Annotated in this window: 10 protein-coding genes; all 10 read right to left on the bottom strand. The window is 57.1% G+C overall.

The window, feature by feature from the left end; all coding sequences use genetic code 11:
* Window positions 1–3 precede the first annotated feature (3 nt).
* Window positions 4–3537 carry a helicase-exonuclease AddAB subunit AddA gene (gene addA / locus ACRQU7_RS11335; RefSeq protein ID WP_444640932.1) on the bottom strand — a complete coding sequence of 1178 codons (3534 nt, stop codon included), beginning with the start codon at window positions 3535–3537 and terminating at the stop codon, window positions 4–6.
* Complete coding sequence (locus tag ACRQU7_RS11340; RefSeq protein WP_444640934.1) at window positions 3534–6884, bottom strand: PD-(D/E)XK nuclease family protein; 3351 nt, start codon at window positions 6882–6884, stop codon at window positions 3534–3536. The genes addA and ACRQU7_RS11340 overlap by 4 nt, the downstream gene beginning before the upstream one ends.
* Before the next feature lie 175 nt (window positions 6885–7059).
* Window positions 7060–7662, bottom strand: coding sequence for a stage II sporulation protein R (gene spoIIR, locus ACRQU7_RS11345; protein ID WP_444640936.1), 603 nt, complete (start codon window positions 7660–7662; stop codon window positions 7060–7062).
* A gap of 103 nt (window positions 7663–7765) precedes the next feature.
* Complete coding sequence (locus tag ACRQU7_RS11350) at window positions 7766–8107, bottom strand: ArsC/Spx/MgsR family protein (protein WP_038324635.1); 342 nt, start codon at window positions 8105–8107, stop codon at window positions 7766–7768.
* A gap of 25 nt (window positions 8108–8132) precedes the next feature.
* On the bottom strand, window positions 8133–8642 hold the full coding sequence (locus ACRQU7_RS11355) for a GAF domain-containing protein (protein ID WP_444640938.1): 510 nt from the start codon (window positions 8640–8642) through the stop codon (window positions 8133–8135).
* A 128-nt stretch (window positions 8643–8770) separates the two neighbouring features.
* Window positions 8771–9652, bottom strand: a complete 882-nt coding sequence (locus tag ACRQU7_RS11360; RefSeq protein WP_444640940.1) for a fumarylacetoacetate hydrolase family protein — start codon at window positions 9650–9652, stop codon at window positions 8771–8773.
* 56 nt (window positions 9653–9708) lie between these two features.
* Window positions 9709–10575 (bottom strand): 4-(cytidine 5'-diphospho)-2-C-methyl-D-erythritol kinase, encoded by an 867-nt coding sequence (gene ispE, locus ACRQU7_RS11365; protein ID WP_444640942.1) that lies wholly within the window; start codon window positions 10573–10575, stop codon window positions 9709–9711.
* Between the two features lie 23 nt (window positions 10576–10598).
* Window positions 10599–11768 (bottom strand): pyridoxal phosphate-dependent aminotransferase, encoded by a 1170-nt coding sequence (locus ACRQU7_RS11370; protein ID WP_444640944.1) that lies wholly within the window; start codon window positions 11766–11768, stop codon window positions 10599–10601.
* Window positions 11761–12246, bottom strand: coding sequence for an Lrp/AsnC family transcriptional regulator (locus tag ACRQU7_RS11375; RefSeq protein ID WP_038324641.1), 486 nt, complete (start codon window positions 12244–12246; stop codon window positions 11761–11763). The genes ACRQU7_RS11370 and ACRQU7_RS11375 overlap by 8 nt, the downstream gene beginning before the upstream one ends.
* Before the next feature lie 29 nt (window positions 12247–12275).
* On the bottom strand, window positions 12276–13088 hold the full coding sequence (locus ACRQU7_RS11380) for a histidinol-phosphatase HisJ family protein (RefSeq protein ID WP_444640947.1): 813 nt from the start codon (window positions 13086–13088) through the stop codon (window positions 12276–12278).
* Between the last annotated feature and the right edge of the window lie 46 nt (window positions 13089–13134).

Genomic DNA, 13134 nt, shown 5'->3' on the forward strand with positions numbered 1-13134 from the left:
GCGTTAATTGGAGATTTCACAATTCAGGCTGAAGGAATAAAGCAGGCACCCGGCAACCTTTTTCCCCGTACACTGTTCCATTGCCAGACGGTAAAGCGCAAGCTGCGCATGATAGCGTTCCCACAGCTCCGAGGGATGATTCGTCCGATCGGTTTTATAGTCCACGATCACCAGCTTGCCGTTTTCCTCAAACGCACAGTCGACCACGCCCTGCAGCACCACTGGCTGGCCCTTCAGTTCGTCCGGCAGCCCCGGACGAACGTCGCCCGCGGTAATTTCCACGGTAAAGCGATATTCCCTCAGGACGTTTTCCGAAGCGAAAATCCTTTTAGCAAGCGCGCTTTGAAAGAAAGTCCGCACGTGGGCGAGATCGACAGCGTTCCCCTGCTCGGCCGTCAGGAAGCCCTGAGCGACAAGGCGCTCCAGCTCGCTTTCGGGGGCTTCGCGCGCTTTTTCGTAATCCGCGAACTGCATATAGGTATGCAGCGCCGTCCCGCGCTCGGCGGGAGTCAGCCCCGTTTTGCCTAAAAACGCGGGGCGGGACACGGCGGCATACTGCGCGGAAAATTCACGCGCGGCAAGGTCGGAAGCCGCCACCTTGGCCTGTATCCCTTTTAAAGCAGCGTACGGATAGACATAGTCCATCGCCGCGGAAATTTCTTCCTCCAGCGCCCGGTCCGGCCGCGCCGGCAAAACCTCCTCCGGCTGCCGTACGGCAGCATCTTCTTTCGGCAGATAGATCAGATTCACGGTCCACGGCTCTTCCGATCCGACGGTGATCCCCGGCAGGGCGCAGGCAAGGTCGCGCAGGCGCGTACCGTCCGGGTGGCGCAGGGCACAGAGCAGCAGCCAGTCGGAAATACTGGAAACGCTGCGCACCACATAGGGCTGAATCCTGTTTTCCTCCGTCAGCCGGGCGGCGAGCTTTCCGAGCGTCTTCCCCGCGTCCTTGACCGTCGTCACCATGATGAGCTTTTCCTTCGCCCTCGTCATGGCGACGTACAGCACGCGCAGCTCCTCGCTCATTTCATTGCGGTCCAGCTCCAGCGCGACCGCTTCGCGCGGCATGGTCGTGTAGCGGCAGAGACCGGCGTCATCCCTGAGCTTTACCCCAAGGCCGAGCGACGGGTGCAAAAGCACGTCCCCCCGCTCCTTATTGAAGCGCCGGGAGCACCCGGCAAGAATGCAGACCGGGAACTCCAGCCCCTTGCTGCGGTGGATACTCATGATTTTTACAACATTGGCCGCCTCGCTGATGGTGGAGGCGGGCGCGAGGTCGGCGCTATTTTTTTGAAGCCTGTCGATAAACCGGATAAAACCGGAAAGCCCGTTATAGCCGGAGGCTTCATATTTTTTCGCGTATTCGAGCAGCAGACGGAGGTTCGCAAGCCGCAGCTCCCCGTTGGGCATTGCCTGAACCAGATTCAGATAGCCCGTTTTGTCGTAGACCGCCTGAATCAGCCGATCCGACGGCATGGTAGCCGCCAGCGTGCGGTAGGCGTCCATATCGCGCAGAAAATCCGCCGCGCGCGGATTGCCGCCTTGAGCGGCGGAAACGAGCGCGGGATACAGCGGAGCGCTGCGCGACGGGATGCGGATATCGGCCATATCGTCCGCCGTAAAGCCGTAAATGGGACTCATCAGCACCGAAAGCAGCGGAATATCCTGCATCGGATTATCGATCACGCGCAGAAGCGAAACCGCCACCCCCACTTCCGCCGCCGCGAAGAAGCCGCCCGCCGTGTCGGCCCATGCCGGAATCCCGAGCGCGGACAGCTCCCGCGCGTATTCGTGCGCGTACCGGTTTGCGCTGCGCAGCAAAATGCAGATATCCCGGTAGACGACGGGCCGCTGTCGGCCATGGTCCGTCACGGCGGTGCCGTCCCCGGTCATCCGATAGATCAGCTCCGCGATATGGCGGCTTTCCGCCGCGATCATTTCCTCGTCGTCCTCGGACGCCGAAAGGTCGATAATGTCCAGCTGCGCCGCGGGTTCGCCGCAGGGCGGGTAATCCGCCCCGGCGGCAAGCTCCTCCGCTTTCGTGTAATCCAGCTCGCCCGTCTGCTCGCTCATCAGCTGGCGGAACACGAAATTCACCGTTTCGGTCACCCCGCGGCGGCTGCGGAAATTTTTGTCCAGCACCACACAGGCAGGATATGCATCCTTTGTTCTGTCGTAATCGGGGTACTGCGCGCGGCGGCGCAGAAAAATCTGAGGCATCGCCTGACGGAAACGGTAAATGCTCTGTTTGACGTCGCCTACCATAAACAGGTTGCTTTCCTTCTGCGAAACCGCGCGGAAAATCATATCCTGCGCTTCGTTGGTGTCCTGATATTCGTCGACCATCACCTCGTCAAACCGGGCGGATATTTCCAAAGCTTCCTCCGTCGGTGCAAAGCCGCCGTCCGTTTCCCGAACAAGCAGCTTTAAGGCGTAATGCTCCAGGTCGCTGAAATCCGCCGCGCGGCGTTCCCGTTTCAGCCGGTCCAGCTCTTCGCCGAACTTTTCCGTGACCTCGAACAGCTTCTTTACCAGCGGGGCGATGCGGGCGATCTCTTCCCCGCATTCCCGCTCGTCGGCGCCGAACAGCTCCGCCAGCTTTTTGACGGTTTCCTGCACTTCCTTTCGGCTTGCCGAAAGCTTGTTTTTCAGCGGGTCGTCGCCGTAGCCCCGCAAAGGCTTCAGCCTTTGAAAACCAAAATTAGCGCACCGGAAAGAAACGGCGTCCCAGCCGCCCGCGTCCGCCGCGTCTTTCAGCGCCAGAAGCCCAGCCAGATCGGAGTGAAAGCCGTCGCCATACGCGCCGGCAATTTTTTCGTCCTCCTGCATCAGCACGAGGGAATTGCGCGTCAGGGAAATACAGTAGTCCACCGCGTCCGCGGCGTACTTTAAAACAGTCCGTCCCCACACGGTCCGGGAAACGGAAATCTCCCCCTCATACATGGCGGCCTTTTCCCGCAGCCAGCGGCTCGGAAACGGATGAGACCGGACAAAATCGTAAAGGGTATTGACGGTCTTGATCATGCGCGCGTCGTCCCGTCCGGAGGAAAACGCATCGACAAGAGCATGAAAATCCGGGTCGTTCTGTGCGTAAAACGCTTCCAGAACGGCGGAAACCGCATCGTCGCGCAGCAGTTTCATCTCACTGTCGTCCAGGATGCGGAAATCCGGGGAAATCCCCAGCTTATAAAAGTTTTCCCGGATCAGTTCGCTGCAAAAGCTGTGGATGGTGCTGATGTGCGCACGGGTCAGCAGAATCTGCTGGCGCTGAAGCCGCACGTTCATAGGGTCGGCTTCCAGCAGTTTTGCGATTTCCGTAGCGATACGGCCGCTCATTTCCGCCGCCGCGGCCTTGGTGAAGGTAACGACGAGCAGGCGGTCGGCGTCGGTGGGATTTTGCGGGTCGGTCATGCGCTCAATCACACGCTGCACCAGAACCGCCGTTTTCCCGGAGCCCGCCGCGGCGGATACCAGCAGTGTGCCGCCCCGCGCCTCAATCGCGTCCTGCTGGCTTTGCGTCCATGTGCGTGCGCTCATTGCTCGTTCCCTCCTTTTGCCTGCGTAAGCTCTTTGATGACTTCATCCCTGTCCCACTGCTGCATTTCGCGTGTGGGGTCGTCCCTTTCATGACCGCAGACGGACGAATAGGGACACCACGCGCAGGCGTCGTAGGTACCGGAAAGCGGCACCGCCGAAACGTCGCCGCCGTGAAGCTCCCGGGCCATTGCACCGACCAGCTCCTTAATGTGTTTCATCACATCGGTCAGTTCTCCCGGAGAAACCACGTGGTCGCGTTTGCCTGGCACGCCGTCTTTGAGCGCGACCGGGATATAATTTCCCTGCCCGCCGTGCTCCATGGCCGCGACGATTTCGGCGTCGTCCAGCACGAGCCCGTCCATCCGCAGCTTTTTCGCCGCTTCCTGCCCGATCTTTTCGGCTTCCATATTGCGGGAAGCGGAAACGGCGGGGCGGTTCGCGGGCATATACAGCACGCCGGCGGGCCGGACTTCCCCGTAGCGGTCCCCGCCATTCTCCATCAGCGCCGCCAGATAGATCAGCATCTGCATGTTGACGCCGTAGAGGATATCCGATAATTTGAATTCCTTATGGCCGGTCTTATAGTCGATCACGCGTACATAGCCTACCCCGTCCCGGTCGAAAAGATCGACCCGGTCGATTTTGCCGTCGATTTCCACCTGTCCCCCGTCCGGCAGCGGGATACGCAGGGGGGGGATCCCGTCTTTTCCGATGGAAAGCTCGAAGTCGACGGGCTTAAATTCGCTCTGGGCAAGCTCCTGCGCGATATGGGACGCGATCACCTGCGCCGAATCGGCCAGACGCAGAAACAGGTATACAAAACGCGGCGACTTATTCTGAACACCGCTCATTTTGGTATCGACGTACACATTTAAGAGACGGAGGATTTCCTGTTTGAGTTCCTCCGGGCTCATGCGGAGAATGGCTTCGCTACCGGTGTCGCGGAACAGCTTCTCCAGTAAAAAATGCATCAGACTGCCATACTCCAGCGCGTCCAGCTCCGCCGCCCGGCGCTCCTTTGCATTCAGGCCGAAACGGCAGAAGTACTGGAAACGGCACAGATAAAATTTTTCGATCTGCGTTGCGGAAACATGCAGATTTTCTCCGAACAGCGCCTTCGCTTTTTCAGGGGAAGCGAAGACGGCGGGCCGGTTCTGCGCGGCGCGGTCGATTGCGGACCGGCGATGTTCACACCCGCGCTTTCCGAACAGGTCTTTCAGCGTGGCGGACAGCACGGTATTGTGGTTCCACTGCTGGGCCATCAGCTCAAAGGCGGGCTCCTTCGCGTTCGCGAAATAGGTCTGCGGCAGAAGAAGCTCGTTGATGACCGCCGTATTTTTTAAAATGGCGCATACTTCGCCCAGGATGGAGGAAGGCGTGTTCGCCTCCCCTGCCGGGCCGGTAAGCGGATACGTTATGTACAGTCTTTCGGAGGCGGCGCTCATGGCCGCGTAGGCAAGAAAGCGCTCCTGCACCGCGGTGCCCTCAAGAGTGTCGTTCAAGGGAAGCCCCAGACGGATGAGCTCCCGCCGCTCGCTGTCACTGAAAACGCAGTCGCCGCCGGGCGATAAAGGAAATTCGCCCTGCACGGTCCCCATCAGGAAAACCACCTTCGGCGCACCGGTTCTGGTTCGGTCGGCGGCGCCGACGGTCACTTCGTCCAGCCCCTGTGGGATGCTTGCCATACGGTTCGCCAGAATGACCAGACGCAGAAGCTCCGCGTAGCGCGCGGAGGTGACGGGATTCTTTTGCAGCACCAGCGCCGTCTGGTCCAGAATCTCCATCAGAAGGTCCCAGAGCCGCAGCTGGCGGTCGGCAAGCTCCGGCTCCCCGCAGTCGGAGAGATGCTGCGCGAGGTTTTTCAGATGCCCGGCGGCGCCGATGTCCTGAAGCAGTTCGTACACCGCCGCGGCCATCCCCTCCCCGTCGGTATCGCGGAGTCTGGACGCGAACCGAAGCAACGGCTTCATCACCGCTTTCCGGCTTTCATTGATCTCTGAGAGCTTTTTCAGGTCGCCGTCCGTCATTTCTTCCGCGAACCCTTTGGGATGCTCCGTCCAGTCCTCCTTCCACTGCTTCCCTTCCTTGCCCCACACAAAAACATAGTTTTCCAGCTGGGAGATTTCCTCGGTGCCGAGCGCCGTGAGGCCGGTTTTCAGGTATGAAAAAATGGAGTCCGAGGAAAAGCCGGACTGTACGGTTTTGAACGCGGAAAGCACCAGGCGCATCAGCGGTTCGGCGTCGATTGCCTGCGGCTTGTCCATAAAATACGGGATTTCCCATCGCTCAAGAGCCAGATCGAGAACCCCGCGGTAACGGTCGGTCGAACGGGTGATAATCGCAAAATCGCGGTAGCGAAAGCCCCTTTCCATCACCAGACGGCGGATGGCGGCGGCGACAAAGGCGGACTCGCCGTACGCGTTGTTTGCTTCATACAGCACGACGTCCCCGTTATTTTCGCAGCCCTGTGTCGTGCGCCCGCAGCGGAAGGCCCCGGCCTCCACCGCAGCCAGCGGCCTGCTTTGAAAACGCGCCCCGCCCGGCAAAACGACCGGCGGCGCGATTTTCACGTCGTTCCGGCGCGCAAGCCGCATCAGGTTTTTCCCGGTGCGGCGGACAAGGGAAAACAGGCCCATGCCGTGCTCCGGGTCGTCCAGCTGATCGGTACAGAGCGTAACGTACAGGTCGTCCGCCTGAGAAAGGATCAGGTTGATGATATTGTATTCCTGCACCGTAAAGCTCTGGAACGAATCGAGCGCCACGGTATATTCCGAAAAGAAACAATGCTCCTGCAGGGTGTTTTTCAGCCTTGTCAGGTCGTCCAGCGGATCGACAAAGCTTTGCGCGACCAGTGCGTCATAGGCGGAAAGGATCAGGGACAGCTCCGTCATTTTCTGCCGCAGGGTCCCCCCGGGCATTTCCCCCGCCGCATGTTCGATATCGAGCGGGGTTACGTCGCACATTTTAAATTCCGTGGAAGCGGAGATCATCAGGCCGACAAGCTCGGTGCTTTCCGCGTTCTTGCGGTAAAAGCTGAGCTGGTCCTTCACCTGCTCCAGCGCAAGGCTCATAAAGATGCTGCGGCCCCCGTCGTCCAGCCGGCGCCCCGCGCCGCCGCCGTACCGGCGGAACACCAGATCCGCCAGGCGGGAAAAGCTCGTGACCGAAACGCGCTGCACATCCTTCGCGCCGAGCAGCCGGAGCATAGCGCGCTCGTTTTCAAACGACGACTGCTCCGGTACGATCAGCATGATTTTTTTCTGTGCGGCCTGAGCCATATTTTTCAGTTCTGTCCGCAGCAGTTCCGTTTTCCCACTGCCCGCGCGGCCCAAAATAAAACGCAGCATCGTATGCCCCCAAACATTCAGTATCCTGATTTCATACTGAACATTATAGCATGGATGCTGCGCTTACAGCAATTCCATTTTCATTTGCGAACAAGACGGATTCCTCCCCCGCCTGTGGCGGGGGAGGAATCCAAACACATTTGCACAAGAACCGGAAATGCTGCAGGAAAATATTCTATTTCTTTTCCAGGTAATTTTTCAGCTGTTCATAAAGCTCCACCGATTTGAATTTTATTTCAAATTCGCCTTTGCCCTCTACGATCCCAAGCTGGTTCGCGTTGAGCACGTCGCCCAGCTCCTTGGGTTCCTCGGCGGCGGGCAGGCACATCGGCGGGAAAATCACGCACCACCAGTTGCGGCCCGCGGCCTTCCCGATGGTCACGCGCAGGGAATCATAGTCCCCCGCCGGGAGAGTCACCGTCTGGTACTCTCTGGTAGTAAAATACATGTGGACCATTTCGACATTGACGGGATAATCAAAGCCCTGCTTTTTGACTTCGTCCGCCGCCGCCGCTTTCAGCTGCGGAATGGCGGAGCGAACGGCTTCCTGTGCCTCGGCTTTATTTTTGACGTTGTCCATCAGGCCCTTGCTCTCGGTAAGAATCCGGTCGCGCACCTTCAGTTTCAGCGCCTGATCCGATTCGGAGTCGGAATTTGCGAGGACGTGCAGGCGAAGCACATGGTTCGGTATATCTTCACAGCCGGCGGCAAAGCCGGTGAAGGAAAACAGCACGGTTAATATCAGTGCCAGTAAAAGCGATTTTTCAAACAGTTTCATGTTAAGTAAGTCCCTTTCTGTATTTATGTTGCAAGGGAATTATTGACACAAAAAACCGTTTTTATTCGTTGTGGCCTTAAATTGTATACATGATGGGACAAAATCACTCCCACGTTTTCCATACCTCGGGCTGATAACCCACGGTCGCCTGTTTTCCGTTGCGGACGATGGGCGTTTTCAGCAGCCGCGGATTTGCGAGAAGTTTTTCCTCTTTGGCCTGTTCCCCCGCGAGATAGCGAAGGAGCACAGCATCGTCCTCCTTTGAATCCCCGTCAATCAGCTTTTCAAGGCCGCCGACAGCCGACTTGACGCTGTTGAACTCTCCCTTGCTCATGCCGTATTTCGCGACGTCGATGCTCTGGTATTTTATTTTGCGTTCCTTAAAATAGCGTTCCGCCTTTTTGGTATCAAAGCATTTCGGTTTTCCGAATATCTGAATATTCAATTTTTCCTCCTTTCCGCTCCTGTGTTCACTGCAAACCGGGCAGTTCGGACCAGTCGCACGAATTTTCGATGATTCGGGCGATCGCTTCGAGTTCGCAGGCGTCCGTTTCGTCGAAGCGGGCAAGCAGCGGACTGTCAATGTCCAGCACGCCGACGACCTGCCGATGACGGAACAGCGGAACGACAATTTCGGAATTGGAATCGCAATCACAGGCAATGTGCCCCGGGAACTGATGGACATCCTTCACCAGCACGGTTTCCCCGCGGCTGTACGCGGTGCCGCAGACACCCTTCCCAAACGCGATATGCATACAGGCAAGCTTTCCCTGAAACGGCCCGAGCAGCAGTTCTTCCCGATGCTTCAGGTAAAAGCCCACCCAGTTGATATTCTGCAGCGCGCCGTCCAGCAGGGCGGAAGCGTTCGCCAGATTGGGGATGACGTGACGCTCCCCCTCCAGAACCGCCTTCATCTGCGCCTTTAAAAGCGCGTACATTTCTTTTTGATCTTTTGGATAAAGAGACGCTGTCTGCTCCATAGTAAGCCCTCCCGTTTTTTACAGTGATTCCTTTCAAATTTGCAATGCCGGAACAAAACGGCTCCGCCGTTCAGACTGAAAATACGATAGAAAGCCGCATTCCATTGATCGGGAACACGGCTTTCTGTTTATTGAACGGTATTTCTCAGCGTACCGATTTTCTCGACTTCACATTCGACCACATCGCCCGATTTTAAAAATCTCGGCGGGCAAAAGCCCATGCCGACCCCGGCAGGGGTCCCCATGGAGAGAATGGTACCCGCTTTCAGCGTCATTCCGCGGGACAGCTCGCTGACGGCGGACTCAATCGAAGTGATAAACAGCCCGGTGGTGCTGTTCTGCCTGATTTCTCCGTTCACCCGCGACTGGATGGACAGAACCGGAGGCCGGGTAAACTCCCCTTCCGTGACGATCCAGGGTCCCATCGGCGTAAAGCCGTCCAGACTCTTTCCAAAGTACCACTGTTTGTGGCGGGTCTGAATATTTCTGGCGCTGACATCATTCATGACCGTGTAGCCGAGGACATAGGAAAAAACGTCTTTTTCCGGAACATCCCTGGCGTCCCTGCCGATGACAACGGCAAGCTCGGCCTCATAGTCCAGAGAATCCACAATGTCGAAATGGCCGTCGATCAAGCCGCCGTTCGGGACGGCCCTGTCCACCCTTTTGGAAAAATAGACGGCGGCCTGATCCCGCTCGAACGTCTCCTTTTTATAGCGGGCGGATTCCTCCGCGTGGGCGAGGAAATTGACGCCCAGACAGATAATATCCTGTGCCGGAACCGGAATGGGAGCCAGCACCTGAATATCCTGAAAAGGGACGGCTCCGTCCTCTTTCGAATCCAGCGCGCGTTGGATTTCACTCAGCCTGTCCATCCCCGCGTCCCGGATAAACGAATTCATATCTTCATACGGCAAACCGAAGCCGGCGAAGGGAAAAACGCCTGTCCCGTCCTTTGACAGCACACCCACGTTTTCTTTACCGCCGTATAAATAAGTCAGTAATTTCATAAGTACCCCTTTTTGTAGACGGTTTTGTAAGGCGAAAATTCGAAAAGCCAGGGCAATTACCCCTGAAGCAGACAGCCGGACGAAGCCGGCTCACAGACAAAGGCTTCGGGATAAACGCCCTTCAGCGCCGATTGGCAGGACACGGCCTTTCCATCCTCTTCAAAAATACCGAAGACGGCCGAGCCGCTTCCGGTCATGCACGCACCGAGCGCGCCGTGCCGAAGCATCGCGTTTTTGATATGCGCCGCCTCGGCAAGGTGCATCACCTGTTCAAACTCATTGCCAAGATTCCGTGCGATCGCGCCGAGGTCTCCCTTTCGGACCGCATCGAGCATGGCGGTGGAAAAACCGCTCTCTTTTTTCGAAGCGGCGTCCGCAAGCGCGTAGGCCCTTTTGGTGTCGACCCCCACCGGCGGCTTACAGATCACAATACGGCACGGGGGCAGGGCGGGCAAAGCCGTCAGCTTTTCCCCGATCCCTTCGGCAAGCGCGGTCCCGCCGACAACGCAGAACGGAACGTCCGCGCCGATTTTCAGCCCGATTTCACAGAGGGTTTGCTCCGGTAAACCGACGCCGTATATTTGGTTCAGCGCAAGCAGCACGGCGGCGGCGTCGGCGCTTCCGCCGCCCAGTCCGGCCTGGGACGGGATCGCCTTATCGATATGTACCGTCAGATTCGGGTTGATGCCGGTATGAGCAAAAAAGGCCGACGCGGCTTTATAAACGGTATTAAGTTCATTACAGGGAATTTCGCTCCGGTCACAGAAAAGGCGGATGCCCTTTCCTTCCGTACGGAGCGTAAGGGTATCGCAAAGGGTGACGGACTGCATCACCATGCGCAGAAAATGATAGCCGTCCTCCCGTTTCCCGGTAATATCCAGCGTAAGGTTGATTTTCGCGTTTGCTTTGACTGTGAAAGGCATCCTTGTGTTCTCCTCTTCCGACCTTATAAGCTCTTCAGGAAATGGCCGATCCGCGACATTGCTTCCGTAATATGTTTAATGGAGTACGAATAGGACACACGGACATACCCTTCCCCGCAGCTGCCGAAAGCGTCGCCCGGAACGACCGCGACATGCTCCGTGTAAATCAGCTTTTCACAGAAAGCCTGGGAGGTCATTCCCGTTTTCTTAATGCAGGGGAACACATAGAAAGCCCCTTCCGGTTCAAAGCAGGTCAGCCCCATGGAATTGAAACCGTCTACAATCAGCCGGCGGCGCATATCGTACTGTTCCCGCATTTCATCAATGTCGCCGTCGCCGTTTTTCAGGGCTTCGATCGCGGCGTACTGCGCCATGGTAGGTGCGCTCATGATGCCGTACTGATGAAGCTTCGTCATCTGCCCGACGATTTCCTTCGGCCCTACGGCATAGCCGAGGCGCCAGCCGGTCATGGCAAACGCTTTGGAAAAACCGTTCACGACAACGGTGCGTTCCTTCATCCCCTCGATCGCGGCGAAAGAGACGTGGCGGGTATCGCCATAGGTGAGCTCGCTGTAGATTTCGTCCGACAGCACCAGCAGGTCGTTTTCCCGGACGACCTCGGCGATCTCCTCCAGATTCTTGCGGCGCATGACCGCACCGGTCGGGTTGTTGGGGAACGGAAGAATCAGCAGCTTCGTTTTCGGCGTGATCTTCTCCCGCAGCGCTTTCGCGGTCAGACGGAATTGATCCTCCTGCTTCGTTTCGATCGTGACCGGCACGCCGCCCGCCATTTCCGTCAGCGGACGGTAGCACACAAAGCTCGGTTCGGGGATCAGCACTTCCTCGCCGGGGTTAATCAGGCAGCGGATACACAGATCGATCGCCTCGCTGCCGCCCACCGTCACGACGACATCCGTCTTTGCCTCATATTCAATATGGTAGCGGCGCTTCAGCCACCGGCAGATTTCTTCCCTCAGCTCTATAAATCCGCGGTTCGGCGAATACCACGTCTTGCCGTCCTCCAGCGATTTGATTCCCTCCTGGCGGACATGCCAGGGCGTGGAAAAGTCGGGTTCGCCGATGGACAGGGAGATCACGTTCTCCATTTCGTTTGCAATATCGAAAAAGCGGCGGATTCCGGACGGCTTCAGCTGTCTGATTTCCTTATTGAGCACGGACTGGTAATCAATCACACAGAACACTCCTTCTCTCGTCCTTCTCATCCTCGGAGTTGAGGATGACGCCGCCGTCTTTGTAGCGGGTCAGGATAAAGTGGGTGGCTGTGGAAAGGACGGAGTCGAGCGTGGACAGGCGGCGCATAACGAACATGGCGATTTCCTGCATGCTTTTGCCGTGCACCTTGACCGCCAGGTCATAGCCGCCGGACATCAGGTAAACGCTTTCCACCTCGTCAAACTGCATGATGCGGTTGGCAATTTCATCAAAGCCGCGGTCGCGTTTCGGCGATACGCGCAGCTCGATCAGCGCGCTTGCTTTATTCTCATCGATTTTTTCCCAGTTGATAAGCGCTTTATAACCCCTGATAACCCCTTGCTTTTCGTAATCGGCGATCGCGTCGGCGACCTCGTCCGGGGTCTTGTTCAGCATAACGGCCAGCTGTTCGGTGCTCAGGCGTGCATTTTCATCCAAAAGATTCAGTAAACGGTCCATAATAATTCCTCCCAAAATTTTTCATGAATTTAAGATATCGGTAAAAATTTAGGTATATGATGTTGATAGACGGTAAAATGATGGAAGCCCGCGGCAAGCAAAAGGCTGAGCCCCTTTTCCACCCCGCCCCCCACGTCGGCCCAGCGGTGTGCGTCCGAGCCGACGGTGATCAGCTTGCCGCCCAGCTCGCGGTAACGGGCCAGCACCGGCAGATCCGGCAGGGTCGTGCCGATTTTCTGGCGCAGGCCCGAAGTGTTGATTTCCAGCGCCCTGTGCTTCAGGATCAGCGCTCTCAGCACCTCGTCTATTCTTCCTTCAAATTTTTGATTGTCGATTCTGATGTTGTGTTCGCCGACAATATACCGCCAGGGATAGGTCAAGTGGGCAAGCGAATCGAATTTTCCCCATTCGATTACTTCCAGAATCTCGTCGAAGTATCTTTCCAGGGCATCGTCGACGTCCGCGTAACTGTAATCCAAATCGTAAAAATCCACACTGTTTTTAATGCTGTGCACGGAAGCAAGCACAAAATCGAAATCGCAGGAGCCGAGAACATCGTCCGCGGCGGCAGTGTCCTGTACAGGCTGTCCGAGCTCCACTCCGGCATAGACATGCAGTCGGCTGTGAAAAACGGCGCCCGCCTTTCGCGCTTCAAAGTAGGACTGCCGGATGCTTCTGTCGTACTCTTCCTCCCGGTAGACGTTGCATTCGCAATGGTCCGTCATGGTGATGGAATAAAGCCCGAGCCGCACCGCGCTTTCGCACATCATCATGGTCGGGTCGTTGGCATCGCGGGAACAGTCGGAATGGACATGGCTGTCCGATATATAATGATATTTCATAAATTTCCTCCCGGTAAAAAACGAATTGCTTCAAATTACCTTATTA

The sequence above is a fragment of the Caproiciproducens puteiluti genome (assembly GCF_052442865.1).
Taxonomy (GTDB): domain Bacteria; phylum Bacillota; class Clostridia; order Oscillospirales; family Acutalibacteraceae; genus Caproiciproducens.